The sequence below is a fragment of the Paenibacillus sp. PAMC21692 genome (assembly GCF_014303795.1).
GTDB lineage: Bacteria > Bacillota > Bacilli > Paenibacillales > Paenibacillaceae > Pristimantibacillus > Pristimantibacillus agaridevorans.
The window spans coordinates 4,680,284-4,705,541 of record NZ_CP060293.1 but is presented as its reverse complement, the minus strand read 5'-3'; the positions used below and the strand labels follow the sequence as shown (position 1 = coordinate 4,705,541).

The window sequence follows — 25,258 nt, the reverse complement described above, 5'->3', positions numbered from 1 at the left end:
ACGTTTTCCCCCAGTCGGTACTATTCGTTGTGTTTATTAATTTGGAGAACAGCTCGAAACCGTGTAGATGCTGCCATCATTTTTTCATAGGCTTCGCTTGCTCGTTCTAGCGGAAAAACTTCAATCCATGGCCTTACATGAGTGAGCATGCTGAAGTTAAGGGCTTCTTGTATTTCCTTCGAATGTCCGGTAAACGACCCTCTGACCGTATTCGGTCCCTTCAGGAAATCTCTTGCCGACAACTCCAACTTCTCACCGGCACCAGCTACAATAATAAGCTCGCTGTCTGGAGCTAGACCGCCAATTAACTTAGAAATCGACTTGGCGTTCGGAGCAGTGGCCAGGATGACCTTGGCACCGCCCAATTCCTGCAGCGCCTTAGCCGGGTCTTGACTTTCCGAGTCAATATAATGATGCGCTCCAAGCTGAAGGATCTTTTTTTCCTTGTCGGTTCCCCGCGAAATCGCTGCCGTGCGGAATCCTGCTTTTTGGGCATATTGAACTGCCAGGTGACCAAGTCCTCCAATGCCTTGAATGGCTACGAGATCGCCAGCCCGAGCCTTGCTATTCCTTAGCGCGCTAAACGTTGTTTCGCAAGCGCACATAAGTGGCGCCGCTTCTAATGCGGACAATTTATCCGGGATGCTGCACAAACTATCTTCATAAGCCACCATGTATTCCGCATAACCGCCGTCTATGGTCAAGCCTGTTACATGGTTGTCCGCTCCATGCCATCCGATGCCGACGCGATCCCCGATCGTCCATTTCGTCGAACCGGCGCCGAGCTCCGCAACGATACCGATCACCTCATGACCGGGAATGCGAGGATACGACGGTGAACCCCCTCTTATGGCTGCCGAGTCTCCGTTGCATATTCCGCACGCTTCTACGCGGAGCAGGACCTGCCTTTCTCTCGGCCATGGCACCGGAATCTCCACAAGCTTCATCGGTTCTCCTTTGGCCGGAATTTGAATAGCCTTCATCCTTTTCATCGAATAAGTCCTCCTTTGAGCTCATTAACCGCCTGTTCGGCTGAACGGAGCGCGCCCTCGAGATGCCCGCCGAATGGCGAATTCGTCTCCGTACCTGAAAAAAAGATGCTCTTCTCCCATACTCCAGTTACCGGCAGTTGTCCGTACAGCGGGTGATATCTCAGTGGTTCAAGGTCTTCCTCTACAGCTGTTTCGGCATCATCGGACCAATCCTTATATAGAAAGGAATTGACTTGCTTCGCCGATGGCCCGAAGAGTCTAGCCAATTGGCCGATGACCAATTGTTTTATTCGATTCTGCCCAAGTTCATGGCGCATGGCTGCCGGTAGGCCGAAGAAACCGAATAACGCTCCAGAGCCTGTATCGGGTGAAGAGTCATGGATTTCCTGCAAAGGTCCGATCCGGCTCGATACGAAGCCCGAGAGTCCTGATTCTCTCCAGAAAGGACGGTCGTATATGGCGATGGCCTTGGCCTGCCCTGCCATCCAAGTCGGTTTGTTCATAAGACCCGTCATCAGATTGGGAGGAAGAGAAGGCGAGAATGTTATGCGTCTCGCCGCGATTCGCGGCGGCAACGCAAGGATAGCGGCGCTGGCCGGTATCTGTTCTTTCTTCGCGCCTGCTGCTTCTGCTTCAATCGAGATGACGCCGGCCTGGTCCAGCCGAATGGCAGTCACCCTTGTTTTTAACGCGATTGTTCCTGACGGAATCGTTGCTGCTACTGCATCTATAAGCGTCTGCGCGCCTCCCTTGAATCGAACCGACCTGGAATTGGCATTTTCAGGAACGATATATCGCTCTGGCGGTTCGTGTTGGGACCGTTCCATTAGCATGGCCCCTACGGTGTGCTGGACGAATGTTTCCAAGTTCAATTCTTTAACCAGATTGGTGATCACGCTCTCGTACTGCGGCCAGTACCATGTCGGGCCGAGATCGAAGCTGCCTAGATCCGGTCTGTTAACGTCAGAAACGGTCAAGATTCGGCCGCCTATACGATCTCTAGCCTCTAGAACTCTGCATGAAATGCCTTGCGCAGTAAGTAAGGAAGCAGCACGTAAGCCGCTTATGCCAGCTCCAATGATAACGACAGGATGATTCATATGATTTCCTCTTTCCTATGGTAAGGGCCGCTAGCAACCCTTCAACAAGATTTGCCCAATCATAACATGCACAAAAAAACCATACAATATTATAATTGTATGGCGAACAATATTACATAAGCTCGTCTAGCAAATTTTTCAGGATCGTTAATCCTTCCTCGAGCTGTTCAAGATTCTCCGGCGCACTGACGGCGATCCTTACCGCCCTCTCCGGCGAGCTATTCCCCACGACAAAACGCTCAGCCGCATAAACCTGTACACCCCGCCGTGCCGCTAACGCCTCGAATTCAGCACCTGTAATGTTGCCTGGCAGCAGCAGCCAACGGAAGATGCCTGTTTCAATTCCATAACATGTAAAATCAGCCAAGAATCTTTTTACGATTTCGTTTCTACGCTTGGCTTGTTCCCGATGATTCTTAATTAAGACCTCATACTGATTCGAGACGATCGTACGCGCAGCCAGCTCCGTAAATAACGGCGAGACGGAAACATTCAAATTATATAGCGCCTTCGAAATGGGCTCTTTGAATCGATTCGGAACGGCTACATAGGCCAACCGCAGCCCCGGCGCGATCGCTTTGGATAAGCTGGCAATGTAGATGGTCTGCTCGGGAGCGAAAGAGGCGACGGCTGGAAGCGATTGTTCGTTCAGGAGACTATATGCCGAATCCTCGATGATGAATTGATTGTACGTCTTGGCAACCGCCGCAATTCTTTTGCGATTCTCAACCGTCATTATGCTGGCTGTCGGGTTATGGTAATCCGGGATCAAGTAGATGCCTTTAATGTTTTCATTCTTGCACACGTATTCGAAGGCAGTCGGACTCATTTGACCGTTCTCCGATTTAATCGGTACGATCTGAATGCTGAGCATTGCCGCTGCCGTTTTTAAGCCCGGGTATGTATGAGGATCGGATCCAATACGGTCTCCGGGCTTGCATAGGCTTGCAAGCGTGGCGGCTATAGCGTTCTGTCCTCCATTGGCAAATAAAATGCTTTCAGCGCTCGCTTTAAACCCGCAGCTTCGGATTAGCTTTACAGCCGCGTCCTTCTGCCAGTTGTTGTCGCCTGCCCGGCCATAACCGAACCAATTTTCATAATCGGTCTCCTGCAGCATGCTTTTCAGCTGGAGAAGCAGCGGCTCGTATGAGGCTTTGTCCGGTAGCGTCGCCCCCATTTCGATTACATGCATCGGCTTCGTATCTTCGAGCAAATAAGCATTCGATAAGGCATCGTATGATACGAATGTACCGCTTCCGACAGATGCGCTTAATAAACCCTTCAACTCGCACATCTTAAACGCTTTTGAAATGGTACTTAAATTTAAGTCCAAGAAATCGGCCAGTTCGCGCTGCGGGGGGAGCTTTGTTCCGGGCAATAAAACCCCGTTTATAATATCCTGCTGCAGTTGCTTGGCGATCGCCCGATAAATCGGCTTATTCGTTTTATCAATGGATGGCTTCCAGCTCATTGGATAATTTTCAAAAGAGTTAATCGGCATGATTTGCATCCTTTTCGATAAGGTTCGTTTTTAAAAATCGAAGTTTCCCTTTTGCGTAGTCGAATCATATCCTAAACTGAATTCCGTTCTCGTCAATTTTTTCTGTGTAGCGCCTGATGAAAAAGTCGATATCAACCCAACGATTCTAAAGCCACAGCCCCATATAGAATTGAACTAAAGTTCCCCGTTAGCTTAATCTCCCATAAAAAAAATTCGTAAGGACGGAAGTTGCTCGGTTTAATTGTTGCCGCGGCTTTTTAGTGCATTATTTGACGATAATCGTTGAGAAAATCAAAAATTAAAAACGATTAATCCCGCGCATAAAATTTAAAATTGCTTCAATGCGTATTTTATCAGCACAATCTTCGCAACAAAAAAACTTATCCTTTCTTTCCTTAGCTTGTTTATATTTTAGTGAACCTTCGTATACCCTGAATGTTTTTTTACAATTATTGCAAAGTACATCGTAGTAAAACATTGGTAACCCCCTTGGTGACACATCACTTTTTAGTTGATATATCGAAGATTGTAACCAGTTCTCTCGAATATTCCTGAACATCTAAATGAGGCTTTCTCATTAATTCCATAGTAAACCCGTCAATGGCATTTCTAATTGTTAACGCCATCACCCTTGCCGATGGTTTGGTAAATTCCCGAAAAAGCCCTTCACGAACTCCTAGGGCGAGAATATTTTCAATTGGGAGTAAAATAGCTTCATCATGGTCTGCTGCAAACTGGAGTTTACCATCAGCAGTTATCTTTTTAGAACCCAATTCTATAACAGCGAAAACATGCTGCCGATTTTCAACTACAAATGCAAGATTGGATTCAATATACACTCGAAGCATTTCTTTAGGAGATTTTTGAGCTTCTATTCGTGGAGCAATGTAGGATTGCCAAGCTATATAGTATTCGATAGCTATTTGCTCCAATAATTCCTCTTTATTTGCAAAGTGATAAGAGATAACCCCCTTACTGATTTTCGCACGTTTTGCAATCTCTCCTAAAGAGGCTTGAGTGTAACCTACTTCTGCGATTGTCTCAATCGCACATTCCACAATTTGAGCTCTACGAGCTTTTTCGATGAACGACATTTGTTTTTGGTTAGTTGGTATATTTTTTTTACTCATGTTTTTATTTTAGTACGTACGTACTAAAAAAACAAACTAAAAACCATTTAGGTGAATATGATCTAAATGGTTTTTGAACCCTTTTTATAGAACTAACCTCGTTAACGTAATGAAGCTGCAGGTCAGCACCGGCAGCTTCATTTACGTCATTTATTCAACTATTGTCTCCCGTTACTTTAGCTATTTGTGGACCTAATGGCAAAATCCGATACAACAACAAGTTTCAGATTCGATAATGATTTTATTGAACTCTTTATACACGTGGTCATTTGTTACCAAGAAAGAGAAGGGTGCCCTATTGCAGGAAGCGTTCCATGAATTTGCGAAACAAAACCCGGATATTTTTGAAAAAGTTAAATTGGTTTTCGAAATCCTGAAACGGGATTGATTTTGTTTCTTGTCATATCCCCATCACCGCCAAACCCTGTTGCTCCCTTGTTGTTCATCGTCATCCATGCTTTTAATCCCTCCTACGGCCGTAGCTGGCTGCGGGAGCGTCTGATTATTGTATAAATGGGCATATTAGACTGAGTAATTAATTTAAGGAGGATCTGTTAATGCCCAACGAAAAAGATAAAGAATCGCTAGAGAGTGAAACAAAAGTCGAAAATGATACGCCGCTTATTAAGCCTGGTTTTGATTACATTTGGGGCAGCGATCAAGACGATTTAGTTGAGGACAAGGAGGAGTAACATCCTCCAAGTCCTTCGATATTGAGGAACATAATCGTCGAACTTCGACACATTACTCGTTACTGGAAAAGGAGATTAAACTAACGTGCAGTTAATGAATATTCTTTCAATGGATGGTTAAATTAGTGAAAACTCGATCTCAATAAAGGAGAGTCTTAATGCGAAACAAAAAAACTATTACATTTATGCTTCTAATTTTACTAACGTTTCTGACCGCATTCAGCAGAGAAAATCCTTTTGTTGTAAAGAATGTTGAAGTCAATGTAATAAAGACAGCAAACATTCTTCGGTATGACATTGTATTAGAGAAAACTAAGGAATTACAGTTATACGGCAAAGAGGCAGTTGATTCACCAGGTCATCGTTTGTTTAATCACGGTGAAGTTTTGAATTTTGCTGTAAGACCAGGAGTCGCCTTAACATCACTTATGGAGATGGAATCCAAGACAAAGTATGTGAAAATGGTAATACGTGGCGGTGGTGAATCGGGAAATTCAAGTGCCGATACTGAAAAAACAATTAGTCTTGAGTACGCCATTAAAAAGGACGTCAATTATGAAGAGGTGCGAAAGTCCGCACTTGATTCTACATTGCTCGTACTATTGGGTAACAAAGTAATTGCTGAAATTCCTTTAAACAAGAATGGGTAGGCTGGACTAGTTATAGTTATAGGAAGCAGATAATGAATTACACTAATGGGAGACGATAGTTCAATTGACCGCCTTATAAGAGAGGTGGTTTTTATTCCTCTCTGTCTCAATATGGATCAACAATTTAAGCACTATCTACCACAAATATCAAATATTAACAAACCTTCAGCGTTTGATTCCCACAATCGGTACATTTCTTTACCGCCATTATGCAAAATCATCCTTCTTTTAACTGCTGATCTTCTGATCGGCTCCCGCTTTTATTGTTTTGAACTATCGTTCTCCGTTAGAAAGGATCGTACCTACACTTATTCGCTACGGTTGTTGCCAACTATCCATTTCGCAGCATCTAAGAGGTCCTTTGCAATAAAATCAGGTGATGCTTGCTCATACCACTTATGGCGGTATTTTTCCAAAGACTGCTTACCCCACCCTGTCTCTACAAGGATTCTTTTGGCTCCTACCGCGGCAGCTGCAAGCATGTCTGTTGAACCCACGTCACCAATAACTGCACAATTAGTCAGATCTAGTTCATGGTCAGACGCCGCTTTTTGAAGCATGCCAGGACGTGGTTTATGACACTTACAGCCCTCCACAGGCTCCTGGGGACAGATAAATGACGCATCGAACCCATATCTTTCAAATTCTTTTTGAAAATCTGATTCCGTTGCTAAGCCGTTTGAAATGTTGTGTTGATTAGTGAGGGCAAATATTTTAATTCCATGTTCTTTTAATAACTGCAATGCTTCTAAAGTTGAAGGAAATAACTCAAAGTCGCGAGGATGAATGAAATGACCATTCCCACCTAATGTTCCATCACGATCCACAAAAGCAGCTTGAATTTCCAGCAAAATAATCCCCCATTTCAATATCCCATAATTTTGGTGATTATCCAAATGATCGAATCATCCTACCCGTTAGCGCAACGAGGCTGCCGATACATATCGTCGGTTGTTTGAACTATAGTGCCCGTTAGTTGAACAAAAGCTGCCATGTGACTGTGCCGAAAGTATTCTTCATCCCTAGTGCATATGTAACAGCCTGGGATGTGGTAAATATTTCTGATAAAAACTTCTCGGCTTCGTATTGCCGAGTAGCCTCCGTGACCAACATTCCACGTTCAAAAAGGTTACTAATAAAATTATGTAACGGACTCATTTGTATCACCCATCAATATGTTTCATACACAAGTGTGTCGTCGAGTTGAAATGTTTTCTGAAAGACAGCGTAGATGAACAGCTGTCCTGCCGGCGTTCCTCCTGCATCGTAACCAAGTCGAATGGTGCCAAGTTCCTCGAACACCAGCTCAGACAACGATAGAGTACTGACATCCTCTTCGGGATGTATATTTGCAATGAGTGTCAATGCTTGATCATGCATCGTCGCCATGTTGTCCCACGTTTTCTTCATGACCGGTGACAGCCGTTTCATTTCCGCCTTTGTGCGCACTGCTACTGTAACGTGAATGTCGGTTCCGTGAAACGGCAGTGTCAACTTGTAGTCTGACATCGACACATCATAGGTAAATGTCCCGAATCCTTTTACGGTATGGTCCGGTTCACGAATCAGGTTGTTGGCGTAATCCAGCCGTTCGAGCTTTGGAGCCTCGCTTGTGTCCAGTACCGCAATCTTGTTATCCGAGCAGTACACTTCGACCAGCTCAGGGTGGTTCAGTTCCAGCTTCGACAGATGGTTTTGAAAACAGCGCAATCTTTCCAACCTCAGATTTCCGCTGATGTCCAATTCGGTCAAATGATTACCGTTGCACCGCAGTTCCAGTAAATTTTCACAGTTCGTCACCCGCAGTTGGATCAAATGGTTGCTGCCGCAGTCCAGCTTCTCCAGCATCGAGTGATGGTCCAACTCCAAGGTAAACAAGGCGTTATAGCCGCACTGCAGATGGCGCAGCAGCGGATTGTGTTCCAATTCAAGCTTGGACAAGATGTTCCAGTAACAAATCAACTCCGTCAGCATAGGGTTGTGGCTCACGTCCAGATTGCGGATCCGGTTGAATCCGCAATCCAACGATTCCAGCGCTGCATTCGCCGACAGATCTAGCGCCAAAATCGCATTAGAATTGCAGTGCAGCCGCTTTAGCGCAGAATTGTGGCTAGTATTGAGCGCATACAACTCGTTGCCGTTGCATTCCAAGTCCACCAAACGTGTGTTGCGGCTAATATCCAGCTCAGTCAACTTATTGTATCCGCAATTCAGAACCTCCAGCGACGTAAAATGATCCAGTCCGTTCAGGCTTGCGATGTCTTTGTGCGAGATTTGCAGTTCGACAATCCCTTCCACATCACTTGTTTGAATCGAATCCCGGCCGCCGCAATACGATTCCAATAGGAACGTCCGGAACTGTTCATCTATAAAATCGTAGGTAATATTCATCTGTCCTACTCCTTCCAGTAATCGGTCCAAGCTACTTTAAACCGGCAGAAGGCATATGCACCACCGCCAAAACTCCCAAATGTTTCGCTGGTCCATGATGACACGCAAGCCGCTCTCTACCTGCACATGGTGCTTGATACTGCATCATAATTCGGGATTCCAGAAACAAGCGATTTTCCGATCATTTAGCAAAGCCTATTTAACTGAATTTTATTAATGGTATCCCGATAATATTGTTTACCGTATTCATTGTTAGACTCTTCTACTTTTTTATTAAAATATTCTATGGCCTCATTTTTATATTTTTCCGGAATTTTTTCTAAATACAAATCCATTATCGTTTCAAAAGAACTTTCGGCTACTTTTTTGGGAGACATTTTTTTAATATCCATAAAATATTCCCACTTTTTATCATAACTTTCAAAATGTTTAAACCTAGGTAGGAATAACGCGACATAAGGTCCTATGTTTTTTTATCTGAATTTTCCAGCATGAATTCGTAAACTTCCTTAGTTTCCGGAAGATCATATCTCTGAATCATATTCCCAATTGCTGAAACAAGTAGAACTACAAGTTTAGTAACATCCTTATGCTTATTATAGATATCAAGAAGGGTTTGAGAAAACTTCGGATCATTAAATAAATCTTGATAATAAATTGAAACCTCTAACCTGGGCGTTTTCTCAAACTCTTTTACAGCAAGAAACAGCTCTTCATCACTCAATTTATGCCAATTAGACATTTTCTCTTTTAATTGGCTCAATATTTTTCTTATTGTCCATATTGTTCTATCATCACCATTTTCCTTATAACACCTTTATTTTTAGCAGGTATATGGATTTCACAAAGTGCAAACCAATCATTAAAAACCTGTCAGACTTATTCCATACTCTGAATTTTTGAAAGATAAAAGGCTTTCCAATTATCTCTTGTGTACTGTGAATGTGGATTAGCAATCAAGTTCAACCAGCTTCATCTGTCTCCCACCCCACAGTTACATATAATTCCATAACAATAGACGCACATAATAACCAGTATGTTGCGGTAACCTGCCCTTAGTTTAATAATGGCAGATTTCATTGCCTGCCGGTTGGCTAGACAATAGAGCACGGATAGTGTCTACGATAGGAGCCCTCAAGCACCCCTTTAAGCATTTCCGTCAGGTTTTCCAGGGAAATGGGCTTTTTCCAAGTTAGTGTCAAATCCTCGACTTTCGTCCGGTTCCGCCACCTGCTGCAGTCCGTTCCTAATTATGAAGATATCCGTTACAATGGAGTTATGTCTTTTGAAGGAGCGATTGTTCATGAATTACGAACAGAAAGTGATCAACGAAATTATCGAGTGGGAGCGCCAGCTATTTAAACCTCCAGGCTGGCTGGAAAAAACATCAAAAACGATCGGAACTCGAATCAACAACCTGATTCCTCCTAAAGTTCACAATATTATTACAACAACCATTAAGTCGATTGTGCGCACGGCGCTGTTCGGCGCTGAATATACACCTCAAAGACCCGTGCAACGGTCATCCGATCTGGAACTTGCCGATCAAGACGCCCAACAATTGTTTTCGTTATATCAGAAAATCGCAGTAGCCGAAGGCGCCGGCACGGGAGCTGGCGGCATTTTTCTAAACGTTGTGGATTTCCCCGCGCTAATCGCGATCAAGATGAAATACTTGTTTGAATTAGCTCATGTATACGGTTACGATACTAAACATTTTTCGGAACGCGTTTTCATTCTAAAGGTATTCCAGTTGACGTTCTCCGGGCCAGAACAACGAGCTAGACTGTTGGACTCCATCAAACGTTGGGACGTGGAGAAGCTGCAATGGCATTCGGATGCCGATTACTCCAAAAACATGGACTGGGAAACGTTCCAGAAGGAATACCGCGATGCTATCGACTTCCGGAAAATGCTCCAGATGGTTCCGGGTATTGGCGCGGTAGCCGGTGCTTGGGCCAATTACACAATCCTCGAGGAGCTGCGTGAATCCGCGACGAACGCTTATCGCATTCGAAAATTGAAAGAGGCCGCCCCTATCGAAGGGTAGCCTCTCTTCTCCTTATGAGTGCTTTATCGAACGGCAGCCGACATGCTTGGAATGCTGTCAGAATCACTTTGATCTTCAACCGTCTGACTGGCAATGATCTCGCCCTTTTCATCCAGCGCTTCAATTGTATAAGGTGTGGAGGCTGTTTTCGGAAGCACCGCATACCACAATTGCTGTTCCCTTCCGTAGTCAACAATCTTGGCTTCTTTTTCGCCGCTCCCTTCACCTTCTATAATTACCTTCACTTTTGACACACTTGGGTTGACAACTTCTCCGAATACAATCGGGAAAGTGCCTTTTATACCTTTATTGCTGGGCATGCTCATATAATTTAAGAGATGCGTATCAGGATAAACGGAAATTCCATAACCTCCGCCCATCTCCCATTTCCAGCCGCCAATCCATGTTTCACGTACGAATTCAAGCTGTAGACTTGTTCTTCCCTTTTCTTTGAAACCTTCAAGAAATAACAGCGCGCCTCCGTTCAAAAATTCCTTATGAACTACTTTTTTGTTAAAATCACGAAATTTCTGAACGGCTTCCTCCGGTGTTCGACCAATGGGGATTCTTATTGTTTCATTCAAGCCTGTAGCTCGCGAATATCTCCAATCGGCCAATCCACCAGGTTTTTCGTAGATATAAGATAGCGATGCCAAAAGTAATAGAGCTGCTATCGCTGCAATGGGCCCAATAAACCATAAACGTCTCGAAAATTTCAGCTTACGTATGTCACTCACTTCCTCTCATGGCATTCTAGATTTAAAAAAGAAAAAGGCAACTGAAATTTACAGCTGCCTTCTTGTCCGTCCTATTTCGGGTCGTTCAGTCGAATTTTATTCCAACAAAGCGGACGACTCTTCGTCATCGTGTCCCTTGCGCTCCACGAGACGATCGGATCGAATCGTCTGATGACCGTATTCGTAGATCGATGCGGCTACAATGAACAGTCGGTGTGCGCTTTCCCTGCTGTCGTCGCTGTCTGACGTCGCTTCCTTCATAAACGCGTTGTTCTCTTCTTCGATGGATTCGGCCTTCCAGCTTTCCGGCTTGACTTTTTCCTCGAACTTAAGTAGAACGTATTCGTTAAACTTGATCAAGCTCTCCAAATGCCGGTCATATCTCCGATTGATCTCCTTGGTTCGCTCTGATTGAAAATAGTGTTCCTGTACGGTTTCGAGCACCTCATAGCCCTTCTGCAAATTGTGCAGCAATTGCTTATAGACGACTACCTGCCGAGTCTGTCGATACTTTACCCTCTTCAGCTTTTTGAGTTCCTCTTCCAGCAGCTTGTACTTGTCCGTCAGCGCTTGCAGACCGTCCGCCAGCTCCTGTTTCTGTTCCCGGAATACTTTTTCCTTAATCTCGTCGGATATAGCAGTACGGAGCAGCAAAGAAAGCTGGTTGAATACCCGATGGATCTGCTTCGTAAATTGTTCTCTTGGATCCGGCGGCACGAAAAATATATTAACCAGAAAAGCCGCTACGATGCCGATCAGGCTGAGCAAGAAGCGATTGAGCGCGAACTCCCAGTCGCCGGATGCCTCCATCACGCTGACGACCGTTACAAGCGTCAAGCCGATGGACTCCGACATTTTTAATTTCATGCAAATCATGATCACAAGTATGCAGACAACGCCAATCGCAATGGGCTCGTTCGAAAAATATGTGCCTGCGAGCAACGCGATGATGGCGCCGAGCGTGTTCGCTTGAACCTGCTGAAGGAAATATCGCCAAGATCGATAGATCGTCGGCTGCAGCGCGAAAATCGCCGCGACCGCCGCGATAACATGCGGAGTAAATTCGAGCCACATACTGACGTACAGCGCCAATGTGACCGCTATTCCCGTTTTCAACATACGAGCTCCGAAAGTCATGACGCACCTCCAGCCCGACGAATCCAACCATCTGTTTCGCGGATCAAATCTCCCACTGTCGCCATTGCATTGTCCAAGTCGGCAGGTTTTTCCGTAATCAGACTAATAACTTCATTTACTCGTTTCGTATAGGCATGTGGTGCGAGTGGGAAGGAATCGACGATGGCTGCCGCTCCTTTTTCGTTCATCCAATACGTTTCGTTAATAGCAAACAACACTTGATTTAAGCAGGATATCGTCCGATAAAGTTGTCCAGCCACGTATGATAAATCCTTTTTGTAAATCCCTTTCCCGGCCCCCTCGTACGAGAAGCCCGCTTCCCACCAAAACCGCCTAACGATACCTTCCCGCATCTTGCTTGGATATTGAACCGTCTTCGCCTTCATTGTCCCGACAGCTCCATACGGATCCCATAAAATATTGCACAATGCCGCTTCCGCCGCATAAACGACATTAACGAAACCATGCGGATGGCCCGGTTGATATTCTATCATTATGTCTCCGGCGATGCATTGCTCCAAGACAATCGATACTTGGTCAATGTCGCGATAGAGGAAATCGACAGGCTGGCCATCAATCTTAAGCCAACCTCCGCCGTTAATCCACGGCCCCCATTCGCCGATCTCCGTAATGATATCTTCTCGCTGCTCGTCGTCTAGAATTGATGCAACTCGCCGAATCCCGGAAATATCGAGCCCTTCGCCACCTTCATAATATATGCCAATATCTATGTCGGACAGCGCGTGTCCTGTGCCTCTTGCCCTTGATCCGCCAAGCACGATCGCCTTTACGCCGTCGACTTGTCGAAGTTGGTCCGTAATTCGGATTATTGTTTCTTGCGCCGCCAATTCTCTCTCTCCGTTTCCATCCATCTTGTCGATCCTTAGTGTATCATATTACGGCACAATGATCACTCCGAACGCGACCGATAGGAATTACAACACATCCAGAAAAGTTCCGAATGCTCCAGCCTGACGGCCTCTCAGCACGCTGGGGTCATAAATCTCGACCGAGGCGCAGCGCAGACATGACACGAACAGATAATGGTGATGCTGGATATCCAAAAGCTTGCTTAGACCCGCTCCCGTCATAGCCACTTCGGCAGCTTTACATTCATTGTGTCCGCATTTGGCGCAAACAAAGTTGTTTTCGATGGCGTGGATTTCGTTTATATCTTCCTCATAATCTTCCGCCTTTTGCGCTTCCCCTTCGCCAAACATCCCGCTCTCTTTTTCCTCCAAATGTTCGGGCAGCACTTCATGCTTGCATTCCGGACAAATATCCCCGCTAAGCCGAACCTCGTTTCCGCACCATGGACATGTCACTTCCAACTTCCCCGCCTCCTTTGCTTTGTTTGACGACTATCCTGCTTTCGTATTCCCTTTATTCTATCTATACTTTCTCCTGACACCACAACTTCTGCATCTCAGCGTCGTACTTCTTTTGCGAAAAGCTCATTGCTGCCACCTTGTTCAGCCATTCCACCCGATTACCAATAAGCTCGTAATCTGCCGTTAACTCCTCAGCAGTCGTTTGGTCGATTCCGATTCTGTGCCAATAGACTGTCGTCCCCTCCCTTTCCACGTCTGCGATCAGCAACGTACACCAGACATCGCAATCGTCAGGGCACATCAGAATCGGCAGACGTACGAATGCTTTAGAGGAGCGATGTCTGCTTAAAACAAAGGCCGAATCTTTCTCGTGCGATACCCAGTCCAGCCGTCGATGACAATACACTCGTGCTCGAAGTCGCAATACTTGCTGGTCATCTTTACGACTTCTATTTTGTTTGATTCCACAGTCACCAGCTCCCTGTATTCTATGTATACATATTAGCATATTTTGGATGAAGGGCAGTACAGTAGTATCATCGCATGACAATTATTACGCAGAAACGAATGAATTAAAACCAGCGATTAAAGAAGCGGCAAGCCCCAGGCCTGCCGCCACATTACTTTTGCTCAACTGTTCGCGTCAACCCGGCTCAGGATTCTGGCCGCTCACGCGGCGCAGCTCGTTGGCAAGGCGGTTAAACTCCGCTCTTGCCTCAGGATCGGTTGTCGCCATATAGGCGGCGCTCAGAAACCGGATGATGTTATTGGCATCCTTCGGATCCAGCATCTCCTCTTCCTCCTCCTGCAATATGGTATTGACCTGGGCAACAAAGCTGTCCCATCCGCCCCAGTCCCCGTCTTGATTCATCTTTCTCGGACAATTTTTGCCGCTCCAGTCATAATGGCGGCGCAAGCGGTCCGTCCCCCAGCCTCGTTCTTTAAGCATGGAAGCGGTTAAAGCGGCGGCATTGGCTAACGTAGCGCTATAATTGCCGCTTTCGGTTATTTCGATGGAGATCGATGTCCGATTGCCGCTGGTTGCAGAGTTGCCATCCCCCGCATGCCAGGCGACCTCGGTAAGCGGAATACATTCGATCGCTTCCTTCTGGTCGATCACAATATGATAAGAGGCTGTAGCCGAATTTGACGGATTCGTCAGCCAGTTTCTTTCGTTCCTTGCGGTGCTGGAAGAGTTGGCCGTATTGTGGATCGTGATCGTAGTTGCGTTCAGCGGCAAGCCGGGGCGTCTATTGTTCGGCGTCGATCTTGGGATGTGGTCTACGATATACGTATACAACAGGATATCCTCCTCTCTCTCGTCCGACGTCCTATAGCATATGCCGGAACGCCGTTAAGGGGGAGGGCGATTGTTATCCCAGCAGGACGACTCTCGCTCTGGGATCCCATTCGATCGGCACGCCAAGCAGCATGGCAAGCTCCCTGGCTTTGACGTAGCCAACCGACATCGACAGTCTCGAAGTCAACTCCACGCCGTTGACGGTCACCGCCGTGCCCGTCCAGCCCACTATTGCTCCCAACCCTTCGGCGATTTTTCGCGCCGGCACCCATGTTACCCCTTCTGTTAAATAGCCCGTGCCGATGACTCCGCCCTGCCAAGTGACCGGAATGATCGACGCGTCTTCGAATCCTCGTACCATTGTCTGCGGCACAGTCGGCAGATCATATCTTCTCAGACCGTATTGCTCAATGATTCTCATCAGCTTCGTCGCATAAGCCGGGTCAGTCGCATAACCGCTAGCCAAAAGCATGGAAGCTTGACGTTCCGGCGTGTTCGCGGAGCGCACTCTTTCGTACCGCGGAGCTTCCAGGAACAAATCCAAATCCTTGTAAAAATGATAGAGGCTTTTGTAAGCCCGGAACGCAGCCTGCATGCTTACCGTCCTGCCATCGATATACTCCCAAGTGCCTTTGACGACCGCCTGTCCCTGCCAATACGGATTGATCGGGCCATTGCCGACCTTGATTCCGCCCAGATTGTTCCAGGCATGGATCTCCCCGCCGGATTCCAGCAGACTCTGCGCCATTCGCACCGACGGAAACATTCTGTACCCCTCCGACCATACGAGCTGAACCGTAGGCGCAATTGCCGCAAAAAACTGCTCTCTCGTCATTTTTGCCATTGCTTTACCTCCTTTGGCTTCTACGCTCTCTCTACCTGTGTATGCGCCGGCTTGGCAAATGGAAACGGCTCCCCGTCCTGTTGGACGAAGAGCCGTCATCATAAGAGGTTGTTCAAAAAGCTACTTACAAGTTATAAAATTTCATGCTTTGTAAAAACAGTCCGCGCGCAGCCTCTTCGGGCGCGATCCCTTTAACTCTTGCGATGCCGAGCACGGACTCCCGAGCCATCTCGGGCACGGTTGCTCTGCCGCTAAAGGGGCCTTCGAAAGGCCATGGTCCGTCGGTCTCCGCCATCATTAGCTCCACTGGATAACGACGAACGACCTCGACGATTTCATCCTCGTAAGCAATGTCCGGCGTAACGGAAATGTAATACCCCGCCTCCGCCATCCGTCTCATCGTATCCGGGCTGCCCTTGAACCAGTGAAAATGAGCCTTCCGCACGCCGTATCGCTCAAGCAGCGAACAGGCTTTGTCGGCGTCCTCGTAGACGGCATGAAGCACGATCGGGCGATCCAGCTCCGCAGCGAGTGCGACGAAACTCTCAAGCAGCAACAAATACGGCGTCTCGTCGAAAGGCTCCCCCGCCTCCTCGGCTTCCGTCCGCTTGTAATACGGCAAGCCGACTTCGCCAATCGCAAATGCCTCGCCAGCCGCATGCCGCTCCCTTATCCAGGTTAGCAGTTCCTCTCTCTCAAGCTCGGAAGGCGCCTCTTGCTCCGGATGGAAGCCATAAGCGGGATGGACACGCCCGCGATGGCGGAACGCCATCTCGCGCGTTCGGATCGAGGAAGCCAGATCCATCGATACGGCGACGACCGTCTCCACGCCTTGGCTAAACGCTTCCGCCAGCAGCTCCTCTTGCTCTTCGGAGGGATAAAGGTCGACATGAAGGTGAGCATCCACGACGGGAAAGCTATCAGACAAGATCATCCACCGCCTTTCCGTCGCCCTGCAGATGTCCGTAGATGCGAGCCTTCAATTCATTAAATCTGGGGTCGGTCCACAGATCCTCCCGGCGCGGCCGCTCAAACGGCACGACGATCTCGTCTGCCGCGGTTGCAGGCGATGCGGACAGAACGATAATCCGGTCGGAAAGGTAAAGCGCCTCTTCGATGCTGTGCGTGACGAGCAGTACCGACTTGCGATGCGTTTCCCAGATCGACAGGAGCCACTTCTGCATATGAAGCCGCGTCAAAGCATCCAGCGCTCCAAAGGGTTCGTCGAGCAGCATCAGCGTACGCGGCGACAAAAGCGCGCGCAAAAACGAGACGCGCTGCTGCATTCCGCCGGACAGCACATGCGGATAAGCTCCCGCATACTCCGCCAGTCCCACGCGTGAGAGCCATTCCAACGTCATGGCCTTCGCCGTCCCCTTGTCGATGCCGGCGATCTTAAGCGCCATCTCGATATTGCCGGAGACGGATCGCCAAGGAAGCAGGGCGGCTTGCTGCGGCATATAAGCAACATGGCCGCGCTCGCCGGTCGTGATGCGGCCCTCGATGCGGATCTCTCCCGCATCCGGCTGCCGAAGCCCGCCAATAACGCCGAACAGCGTTGTTTTGCCGCTGCCTGATGGTCCGATCAGCGAGACGAACTCTCCGTCCTCCACTCGCAAGGTCAGGTCGCGCAGCACTTCCTTTGTTCCGAAGCTTATGCCAACGCCATTTACTTCAAGCTTCATGCCGCTCTCCCCCTTCCTTGACCGGCGGACGCCAGCGAATGACGATTCGTTCCGCCCACGTTACGAGTCCGAACATGACCATGCTTACGATAATGATCAGAATAACGGCGGCGAACGCCCGCTCCGGCATGAATCCGCGCGAGGACAGAACCATAAAACCTCCGAGGCCAAGCTTCGGGGCCAGCATGTCGGCGATGACCGCCCCTAACATGCTGTACGTCGCGGCAATCTTGAGGCCGGAGAACAGATGAACGGCGGCGCTGGGAAGCTCCAGCTTCCAGAACAGCTCCGCCTTGCCCGCTCCGATCATGCGCATATAATGACGCAGTCCGGCATCCGCGCTGGCAAGACCCGACAGCATGGCGACCGATACGGGAAAGAAACAGACGAGCATGACGAGCAGCGTCTTGGGCAGCGTGCCATAGCCGAACAACATCGTCAGGATGGGTCCCAAAATGACGACGGGCACGTTCTGAGACAGGATGAGCAGCGGGTAGACGCCTCTGCGCACTCCCGGCAGCAGATGCAGCAAAGCGGCGAGCGCAAAGCCCGCCGCCGAACCGCCCGTAAAGCCCAGCATCATTAGCTTCAGCGTCGCCCACGTATGCGCCATGAGGCGCGGCCAGATCTCGATCGCCTCCAGTACAACCGCCGACGGAGCCGGGATGCGCCAGGCATCCACGATTCCCAGCGAGGCGGATGCCTGCCAAAGCGCGATCAGAGCGCCCAGCGTAAGCACGGGCGGCCATAGCTTGGCCCACGCTCCCGTTCCGGACTTTTTCCTACTGGCCATCCGGGTATTTCTCCAGCAGTCGGCCCATGGAGGCGCCATTTTCCGGATTGTAATATATTTTAATCTGGGAAATGACCGAAGCGCAGCCCATCTCCGTCATCGCTTCGTTCATTCGCTGTACGATGTTCAGCAGCTCGGACAGCTCCCCCTCCATCGTCGTCTCCAGCGGAGCCACCCGATAAGTTACGCCCGACTCTTTAATGATATCGATAGCGCGATCCACGAAAGGAAGGACGCTTGCCCCTCCCGGCGTGCTCGGCAATATTTGAATGCTTACCAGCGCGTTTGCCATCTGTTTGTTCCCCTCTCCGAAGTTATCTTCAAATCCGACCGGAGCATCCGCTTCATTGGTCGATCCGTCCTTATATGCCTGACTCCCGTTACTCCCGTTATTCCGGCAGGAACTCGTTCGTGAACGCCTTCTCTGCTTCCAGCTTGCCCTCGAGCAGTCCATGATCGAACATCCAGTTTGCGTAATTCTCCCATATGCTCAGCTTCTGCTCGCCCCAGCGCGGCGCGTCGTCCTGATACTTCGGACTGAGCCACTTCTGGCTGGCACGCACAAGATCCGCGTTCAGATCCGGCTCCGCCTTGATCAGCACTTCAGCCGCATCCTCCGGATTGGCGATCGTGAATTGATAACCTTCGGCCGCTCCCGCCGCGAACGCCTTCACCGTCTCGGGATCCGACTGGATCTGCTCCTCGTTCGTCACCAAGACCGGCGTATAATAATCCAGCTTGTCGCTGTAGTCCGTCAGATAAACCATGTTCAGCTCTTCGCCGCGCAGCTCTGCCTCGACGCCAGTCCAGGCATAGTAGATCCAAGCGAAATCGATATCCCGCTCCACGGCCGCAAAGAAGTCGCTGTCGCCGATGCTCATAATGTCGACCTTGCTGACATCGCCTCCGTCCGCCTGCATAAGGGCGTCGATGACGGATTCTTCTACCGGAGCTCCCCAGCCGCCATAACGCTGTCCTTCAAATTTTTTGGGCGAATCGATGCCTTTCGCCTTCGGCGAGGCGAAACCCGAGGTGTTATGCTGAATGACCGCGGCGATGGAGACGATCGGCACGCCAGCGATGCGGGCCATCGTGACCGACTCCTGGTAGCTGACGCCGAACGCGGCATCGCCGGAAGCGACCATCGCATCGGCGCCGTCTTGTCCCGGCTGAATAATCTCGACGTCCAGGCCGTGCTTCTCAAAGAAACCGTTGTCCCGAGCGACATATAATCCCGTATGATTCGTGTTCGGCGTCCAATCGAGAACGACCTTCACCTTCTTAAGCTCCTTCTCGCCACCAGCGCCGCCATCGCCTTCCGGCTCGTTGCCGCCGCAACCGGCGATCGTCAACGTCAAGGCCAGCACCGTCGCCGTGAGCCCTCTTCCCCATAATCCCTTCTTCTTGTGCAGCATGCGTACTTCCCCTCTCCGCCTTCTATGTCTTCTGGATTGACGTTCCTGCTCTTCCCCTTATTCCAAAAAAACTCGCCCTCCTGATTCAGGAGGGCGAGTTGCAATCGGCTTGGTACGCGCTTGGCATCAAGATTCGCGCGCAGTCCCAACGACTGTACGCCAAATCACGAAGAAGCGCTCGCTTCACGTTCCTACGCCGGCATTATCCGGATCAGGTATACGGGTCGGAATGTTGTCATTCCCTCTCAGCCGGCCTAACCAGCTCCCCGGAGCATATTCGGTTTCGTCAATTACGTAACCAATTATAGCAGACTCCGCGGGTAATGCCAGCATTATTTTCCCATGTTTATCGTTCTATTCGCTCGCCGGCAACTTTTTATACCGCTTCCGCACTCCGATCACAACCATGATCAGCGGAATGGCGACCTGGAAGATGGGCATCATCTTCAACGTCACGTCGAGTCCCAGCCAAATATGAAACGTATTAATGGGCTCCATAAACGACATCGCATAGACGACGACTCCGATGGGGAGCAGCAGATTACGGGTCTCGATGCCTGTCGAGCTGTGAAAGACGAATACGGAAGCAAGGTACAGAGCCGTTATCTTCACGTACAGTCCGATAAACAGAAGCAAGGTCACGATGACGTCGAGGCGTTCCAAGAAATTGGCCAACCGGATCAGTTGCACAGCTTGCAGCAGCGGCAATGAGGTAGCGCCGGCAAGCGCCGGACCCAGCACGCATAGAATCAGCATATTCATGAAGATAAGGAACAGGGATACGCCGCCTTGCGACCATATCGTAATTTTGGTTATCGATTTTTTTTCATTGACCAGACTCCAGAAAACGAACATGACGAAGAGCTGCCCGAACGGAAAGGAAATAAGATCAGGAAAAGCCGCTTGGAGTACGGGCAAAGGTCCATTTTCCATGATGGGAAGGATCTGGTCCAGTTTCACGACGCCGCTAAAGAACAGCAGGAATACAATGATGAGGTAGCTACCGGCTGCAATCGGGAACAACATCTGCACGACCCGAACAAATACTTCCACGCCTTTGCTAGCCGTATATGCCGCAACAAGCAGGATGCACAACATAATCGCCCATTGCGGCGTAAATTGCAGCAGAGCTACGGACGTCAGCTCGCCGACATCCCGTACGTTCCTCATGCATTCGTATGCGAACCACAACGCAAAAACGCAGCCCAGCGCGGCGCCGATCGGTTTGCCGAAATGGATTTTCAACAGTTCCCCAAGGCCAGCATCCGGCGCTCTTCGCTGAATAAACAGATAAATGGTCGTCAATAGAAGTCCCGTCGCCGCGGCAATTGCCATGGCGATCCATGAGTCTTGTTTCGCTTTGATGCCAAGCTCGAACAGCGGCGTGCTGCCGATCAGGAACAATATAATCAGCAGCGCAAGCTGACTCTTGCCGATTTGCTGTCGCAAAGCCATCCCTCCCTTCATTCGATTCCGGCGCCTCGCTACTTGCCCGTATCCTCCTGTATTTGCTTAAAGTTGTTGCCGCTTGATCCGGTTGTGGACAGTTTGAAAGACACATTAACCGATACTGTCGTCGCCGGGAAAGTCTCTCTCCAGTTCGAGACTTCCTGCTTCCATAACTTCGGATATTTTTTGTGGATGAGATTGCCGAAGCCGGCGACATCCGCTTTGTTCGCGCTGATCGCTCTCCAGCCGCTCAAGGCGGTGGAACGGATTTCCTCCTCGATTTTCCGCTCGATTGCTTCGATCTTATCCGGCTTGCTAATATCGCCCTTGCAATTGTACTCCAGCAGCGAGCCCTCGGCCTTGATGTCCACGTCGATTCGCCATTTTCCGTCCTTGAAGCTCGGGATCCGTTTCGACTCCGCCTGTACGACGCGGATGGAGGAATCCTTTTTGGCGGACTTTCGATCCGAGCACGCGAAGCCGACCGTCGTCCTGCCGACTGTATTGTTTAGCCAATTAATGCCGCTGCTTTCCCGATGATCCGCCCATCCTACCAGCTTATCTCCCACGATGAGCCCCAGCTCGTTCAGCCGGATCTTCGATGGCGAAGACGACTGTCCCAGCTGCTGACCGCGTTCCGTGCCGCCCTCCGTTTCTGCCAGGGAGAGCACGGGAAGACCGGTGGCCTGCACGCCGCTGAGCAAATCCATCAGGACATCGTTGATCGTCATTTGACGGAGTGAGGAGTTGTTCGTCTCCTCGTTGCCGATCATCCGGTGGATAGCTTCGCCGGGATTCTGTTCGAGCGGCATCAACTGCTCGAGCAATTGGCGCGCGTTGCTTTTGGACAAAAATACGTTGACGTTCTCTCTGGAATCAAGATTGCGAAGGTACGTTTCCAGCAGCTGCCCCAGCCCCTTGCGAGCGGCATCCTGTCCTACAATTACAATCTGGTTATGCGAGAAATACAGCCGCCTGGACGTCTCCTGACTCGCCTTGCTAATCGCAGACCGAAAGTTCTCCGCTTGCGAGGAGAAAACGTTGATTGCCGCTCCCCGGCTTCCGCCTGATGGGCCGGATATCGCCTTCGGAATGATGGTCTGGTAGGTCAACACCCACTCGCCATCCTCCCAATCGACGCCCGTCGCGGATACGATCGCAATTTCGTTAAGCTCCGCCCGGTTTCCACAGCCCGGCAGAGTGGCCAGCACGACCAGCAGAAGCACCGCCCTTATCGTATTCAACGCACTCCCTCCTTACGGCTTTTTGATTTGCCTTTGTGCAATCGGCCACTTCGAGCGCTTCAATCGTTTGGGATTACGCAGCTTCAGATCCTGGGGACGAAGCACGATGGCCCACCACGGGTTTTGTACGAATACGTCTCGCCATAAGCTTCTGACGCTGGTTCCGGGAGCCATTGGCGTCATGTAGGGTACTCCGAAGGAGCGCAGCGAAGCAAGGTGAACCAGAATGAACAATATGGCGATAAAAAGGCCGAAAAAACCGAGAAACCCAGCCACAAGCATCAATCCGAACCGGATGATGCGGGAAGTCGCGGCAATGTTGAATTCCGGCATGACGAAGCTTGCGATCGCCGTAAAGGATACGACAATGACGATGCCTGCCGACACGATTCCCGTTTGGACTGCCGCTTGTCCAAGCACGAGCGCTCCGATTATGGAGATGGCAGAGCCGATCGCTCTCGGCATGCGAAATCCGGCTTCGCTCAGCACCTCGAAGGCAAGCACCATAAGCAGCGCCTCCACGAGACCTGGGAACGGAATCCCCTCCCTCTGGGCAGCCAAGCTGATGAGCAACGTTGTGGGCAGCAACTCCTGATGAAAGGTAGTCACCGCAATATAGAGCGCGGGGAGCAACATGGACACCGCATATGCCCCATAACGAATCATCCTAACGAACGAAGCGATGTCAAACCTATGGTAGTAATCTTCCGTCGACTGGAAGAAGTTGAAGAACGTAATGGGCGCAATCAGCGCGGTCGGAGTGCCTTCTACGACAATTGCAACCCTGCCCTCCAGCAAGGATGCGGCTACCGTATCGGGGCGCTCCGTGTTCATAAGCGTAGGGAACAGCGTAAACGTTTCGTCCTGGATAAACTCTTCGATATAACCGCTCTCAAGCACGCCGTCGATCTCGATATCGGCGAGCCGCCGGTACACCTCCTTGACGACTGCCTCGTCCGCGATCCCGTTCATATAGAGGACTGCTACATCCGTGTGAGTCTCGCTCCCTATTTTGTGCGTTTGCACATGCAAGTTAGGAGAACGAATAATACGTCTGATTAAGCTGACGTTTGTATTTAAATCCTCCACGAATCCCCGCTGCGGACCGCGAATGACCGTCTGCGTCAGCGCGCTGTCGACCGACCGCTGCTCGCCTCCGCCTACGCCCGCCATAAGCACGGCCGCATGGCCTTCCGCCGCGATCAAGCACATGCCTCCGGTCATTAGCTGGATCGCCTCTTCCAGCATCAACACGTCTTTTACCTGACCGACGGATAAGATGCTTGTCCGGAGAGCTTCCAGCAACCCGGGCTCTTCTTTGCCGAAGGGCTTCGGAAGCTGCATGGACATGAGCGGACTCAGCACTGATTCATTAATAGTCGACTCGTCAACGATTCCTCTTATGTACATGAGCGCGAGCTCGCGCTCCGGAGCTGCATCGCTGCGGAACAGTCTGACGACGAGGTCGCTGCTTCCTCCAAATCGTTCGTTAATCGCTCGCACGTTCGCTTTCAGCGAAGATTGGAACGGCCTTTCACGGGATGTTTCGGATTGTTTCATGGCGCACCCTCTGTTTCCATAATGCCCTTATGTTGGCACTTTCTTGCTGAGATTATGTATGGCACCATCCCGCTCGCGCGCTAATACAATGTTACAACGAACCGTCAGGAAGAAAGGGAGTTGGGTCAATGCTCGGCATTAGCTTGTGCATGATTGTCAAGAACGAGGAAGAAAGTCTCGGCCGCTGCCTGTCCTCGGTGCGGGACGTCGTCGACGAAATCGTGATCGTTGATACCGGCTCCACGGACCGCACCAAAGAGATCGCAGCATCCTTCGGCGCGGCAATCTACGATTTTGAGTGGATCGATCACTTCGCCGCCGCTCGCAACTACGCCTTCGATCGAGCGACGCAGCCGTTCATTTTATGGCTGGATGCCGATGACGTAGTCGAGCCGGAGGACAGAGCGCGGCTTAAGACCCTCAAGGAAGAGAACGACGAGGATTTCCCTTACGACAGCGTCTCCATGAATTACCACCTTACCTTTGATCATAAGGGCAACCCCGTCTTCAGTCTGCGCCGCAATCGGCTGGTCAGACGCAGCCTCGGCTTCCGCTGGATCGGTCCCGTACATGAATATTTGGCTGTCTTCGGCCGTATCCTCCATAGCGATATCGCCGTTACCCATCGCAAGGAGCGGTTTCATACCGACAGAAATCTGCGCATTTATCTTAAGCGTCGGGATGCCGGCGAAACCTTCTCTCCGCGCGACCAATATTATTTTGCAAACGAGCTTCGGGATAACCGCCGGAACGAGGAGGCCATTGAGTGGTACGGCCGATTTCTGGACGGCGGCAAGGGCTGGGTGGAGGATAATATCGGAGCTTGCATGAAGCAGGCGGATTGCTACGGACGGCTCAAGAACAGCAAGGGCCAACTGGCTTCTCTGTTCCGTTCCTTCGGCTATGACACTCCGCGTCCCGAAATTTGCTGCGAGCTCGGGAGCGTCTTCATCCGGCAAGAACGGTTCGAACAGGCTATTTACTGGTTCGGGCAAGCGTTAACGGTAGAACGGCCAGCGGGCAACATGGGATCCACCGACCACGCAACGTCCACCTGGCTGCCCCATCTGCAACTAACCGTCTGCTACGACCGTATAGGCAACAGCGCCAAGGCGTTGGAGCATCATCGCCTAGCCATGACGTTTAATCCCGATCATCCCAGCATCCGATATAACGAAAATTATTTCAACAAAACCAAGACCTAGCGACGGCACCGCAAATGCTGGCAGTTGTTAGCCGCTTCTTCATTGTCGTATT

The 25,258-nt window shown here is 49.9% G+C and carries 27 protein-coding genes and 1 riboswitch; of the genes, 4 read left to right on the top strand and 23 right to left on the bottom strand.

The features are described from left to right. Positions 1-20: 20 nt before the first annotated feature. From H7F31_RS18700 to H7F31_RS18685, 4 genes are all read right to left on the bottom strand, one after another. The gene (locus H7F31_RS18700; protein WP_187100018.1) at positions 21-992 is read right to left on the bottom strand and encodes an alcohol dehydrogenase catalytic domain-containing protein; all 972 of its coding nucleotides are present in this window, start codon (positions 990-992) and stop codon (positions 21-23) included. Then, positions 989-2,092: a flavin monoamine oxidase family protein gene (locus tag H7F31_RS18695; RefSeq protein ID WP_187100017.1), complete on the bottom strand. Its 1,104-nt coding sequence runs from the start codon at positions 2,090-2,092 to the stop codon at positions 989-991. The genes H7F31_RS18700 and H7F31_RS18695 overlap by 4 nt, the downstream gene beginning before the upstream one ends. Positions 2,093-2,204: 112 nt before the next feature. Then, positions 2,205-3,593 (bottom strand): aminotransferase-like domain-containing protein, encoded by a 1,389-nt coding sequence (locus H7F31_RS18690; protein ID WP_187100016.1) that lies wholly within the window; start codon positions 3,591-3,593, stop codon positions 2,205-2,207. Positions 3,594-4,093: 500 nt separating this feature from the next. Then, positions 4,094-4,723 (bottom strand): TetR/AcrR family transcriptional regulator, encoded by a 630-nt coding sequence (locus tag H7F31_RS18685; protein ID WP_187100015.1) that lies wholly within the window; start codon positions 4,721-4,723, stop codon positions 4,094-4,096. A gap of 557 nt (positions 4,724-5,280) precedes the next feature. On the opposite strand from H7F31_RS18685, the gene H7F31_RS34240 reads away from it, so the two are divergent. Continuing rightward, positions 5,281-5,415, top strand: a complete 135-nt coding sequence (locus H7F31_RS34240; protein WP_256975607.1) for a hypothetical protein — start codon at positions 5,281-5,283, stop codon at positions 5,413-5,415. A 158-nt stretch (positions 5,416-5,573) separates the two neighbouring features. Further along, positions 5,574-6,065: a hypothetical protein gene (locus H7F31_RS18680; RefSeq protein ID WP_187100014.1), complete on the top strand. Its 492-nt coding sequence runs from the start codon at positions 5,574-5,576 to the stop codon at positions 6,063-6,065. 308 nt (positions 6,066-6,373) lie between these two features. On the opposite strand, the gene H7F31_RS18675 is transcribed toward H7F31_RS18680, so the two are convergent. The 4 genes from H7F31_RS18675 to H7F31_RS34230 form a co-directional block, all read right to left on the bottom strand. Further along, positions 6,374-6,961 (bottom strand): HAD-IIIA family hydrolase, encoded by a 588-nt coding sequence (locus H7F31_RS18675; RefSeq protein ID WP_261800047.1) that lies wholly within the window; start codon positions 6,959-6,961, stop codon positions 6,374-6,376. A 274-nt stretch (positions 6,962-7,235) separates the two neighbouring features. Continuing rightward, positions 7,236-8,456, bottom strand: a complete 1,221-nt coding sequence (locus tag H7F31_RS18670) for a leucine-rich repeat domain-containing protein (RefSeq protein WP_187100013.1) — start codon at positions 8,454-8,456, stop codon at positions 7,236-7,238. Positions 8,457-8,641: 185 nt separating this feature from the next. Then, on the bottom strand, positions 8,642-8,848 hold the full coding sequence (locus H7F31_RS34235) for a hypothetical protein (protein ID WP_261800046.1): 207 nt from the start codon (positions 8,846-8,848) through the stop codon (positions 8,642-8,644). A 71-nt stretch (positions 8,849-8,919) separates the two neighbouring features. Beyond that, a complete protein-coding gene (locus H7F31_RS34230) occupies positions 8,920-9,219 on the bottom strand; it encodes a hypothetical protein (protein WP_261800045.1) in 300 nt (99 codons plus the stop codon). A 540-nt stretch (positions 9,220-9,759) separates the two neighbouring features. On the opposite strand from H7F31_RS34230, the gene H7F31_RS18660 reads away from it, so the two are divergent. Then, on the top strand, positions 9,760-10,506 hold the full coding sequence (locus H7F31_RS18660) for an EcsC family protein (RefSeq protein WP_187100012.1): 747 nt from the start codon (positions 9,760-9,762) through the stop codon (positions 10,504-10,506). 23 nt (positions 10,507-10,529) lie between these two features. On the opposite strand, the gene H7F31_RS18655 is transcribed toward H7F31_RS18660, so the two are convergent. From H7F31_RS18655 to H7F31_RS18585, 15 genes are all read right to left on the bottom strand, one after another. Further along, positions 10,530-11,162, bottom strand: coding sequence for a hypothetical protein (locus tag H7F31_RS18655; RefSeq protein WP_187100011.1), 633 nt, complete (start codon positions 11,160-11,162; stop codon positions 10,530-10,532). Positions 11,163-11,339: 177 nt separating this feature from the next. After that, entirely contained in the window at positions 11,340-12,380 is a 1,041-nt protein-coding gene (locus H7F31_RS18650) for an FUSC family protein (RefSeq protein ID WP_187100010.1), read from the bottom strand. Beyond that, positions 12,377-13,252 (bottom strand): nucleotidyltransferase domain-containing protein, encoded by an 876-nt coding sequence (locus tag H7F31_RS18645; RefSeq protein ID WP_261800044.1) that lies wholly within the window; start codon positions 13,250-13,252, stop codon positions 12,377-12,379. Before H7F31_RS18645 ends, H7F31_RS18650 begins: the two co-directional genes overlap by 4 nt. A gap of 63 nt (positions 13,253-13,315) precedes the next feature. Continuing rightward, positions 13,316-13,705 (bottom strand): zinc ribbon domain-containing protein, encoded by a 390-nt coding sequence (locus H7F31_RS18640; protein ID WP_261800532.1) that lies wholly within the window; start codon positions 13,703-13,705, stop codon positions 13,316-13,318. 67 nt (positions 13,706-13,772) lie between these two features. After that, positions 13,773-14,117: a hypothetical protein gene (locus H7F31_RS18635; protein ID WP_261800043.1), complete on the bottom strand. Its 345-nt coding sequence runs from the start codon at positions 14,115-14,117 to the stop codon at positions 13,773-13,775. A gap of 237 nt (positions 14,118-14,354) precedes the next feature. Next, a complete protein-coding gene (locus H7F31_RS18630) occupies positions 14,355-15,011 on the bottom strand; it encodes a peptidoglycan recognition protein family protein (RefSeq protein ID WP_187100009.1) in 657 nt (218 codons plus the stop codon). Positions 15,012-15,084: 73 nt separating this feature from the next. Then, positions 15,085-15,855, bottom strand: a complete 771-nt coding sequence (locus tag H7F31_RS18625) for a glucosaminidase domain-containing protein (protein ID WP_187100008.1) — start codon at positions 15,853-15,855, stop codon at positions 15,085-15,087. Between the two features lie 124 nt (positions 15,856-15,979). Continuing rightward, positions 15,980-16,789, bottom strand: a complete 810-nt coding sequence (locus H7F31_RS18620; RefSeq protein WP_187100007.1) for a TatD family hydrolase — start codon at positions 16,787-16,789, stop codon at positions 15,980-15,982. Beyond that, the gene (locus H7F31_RS18615) at positions 16,776-17,540 is read right to left on the bottom strand and encodes an ABC transporter ATP-binding protein (RefSeq protein ID WP_187100006.1); all 765 of its coding nucleotides are present in this window, start codon (positions 17,538-17,540) and stop codon (positions 16,776-16,778) included. Before H7F31_RS18615 ends, H7F31_RS18620 begins: the two co-directional genes overlap by 14 nt. Further along, positions 17,530-18,333: an ABC transporter permease gene (locus tag H7F31_RS18610; protein ID WP_187100005.1), complete on the bottom strand. Its 804-nt coding sequence runs from the start codon at positions 18,331-18,333 to the stop codon at positions 17,530-17,532. The genes H7F31_RS18615 and H7F31_RS18610 overlap by 11 nt, the downstream gene beginning before the upstream one ends. Continuing rightward, complete coding sequence (locus H7F31_RS18605; RefSeq protein WP_187100004.1) at positions 18,323-18,625, bottom strand: thiamine-binding protein; 303 nt, start codon at positions 18,623-18,625, stop codon at positions 18,323-18,325. Before H7F31_RS18605 ends, H7F31_RS18610 begins: the two co-directional genes overlap by 11 nt. 97 nt (positions 18,626-18,722) lie before the next feature. Beyond that, entirely contained in the window at positions 18,723-19,748 is a 1,026-nt protein-coding gene (locus tag H7F31_RS18600; RefSeq protein ID WP_187100003.1) for an ABC transporter substrate-binding protein, read from the bottom strand. A gap of 170 nt (positions 19,749-19,918) precedes the next feature. Further along, positions 19,919-20,027: riboswitch (TPP riboswitch) on the bottom strand. Between the two features lie 75 nt (positions 20,028-20,102). Beyond that, complete coding sequence (locus H7F31_RS18595; protein ID WP_187100002.1) at positions 20,103-21,197, bottom strand: GerAB/ArcD/ProY family transporter; 1,095 nt, start codon at positions 21,195-21,197, stop codon at positions 20,103-20,105. Between the two features lie 35 nt (positions 21,198-21,232). Then, positions 21,233-22,441 carry a Ger(x)C family spore germination protein gene (locus tag H7F31_RS18590; protein WP_187100001.1) on the bottom strand — a complete coding sequence of 403 codons (1,209 nt, stop codon included), beginning with the start codon at positions 22,439-22,441 and terminating at the stop codon, positions 21,233-21,235. A 12-nt stretch (positions 22,442-22,453) separates the two neighbouring features. Next, on the bottom strand, positions 22,454-24,001 hold the full coding sequence (locus tag H7F31_RS18585) for a spore germination protein (protein ID WP_187100000.1): 1,548 nt from the start codon (positions 23,999-24,001) through the stop codon (positions 22,454-22,456). 128 nt (positions 24,002-24,129) lie between these two features. On the opposite strand from H7F31_RS18585, the gene H7F31_RS18580 reads away from it, so the two are divergent. Then, positions 24,130-25,206: a glycosyltransferase gene (locus H7F31_RS18580; protein WP_187099999.1), complete on the top strand. Its 1,077-nt coding sequence runs from the start codon at positions 24,130-24,132 to the stop codon at positions 25,204-25,206. Positions 25,207-25,258: the final 52 nt, after the last annotated feature.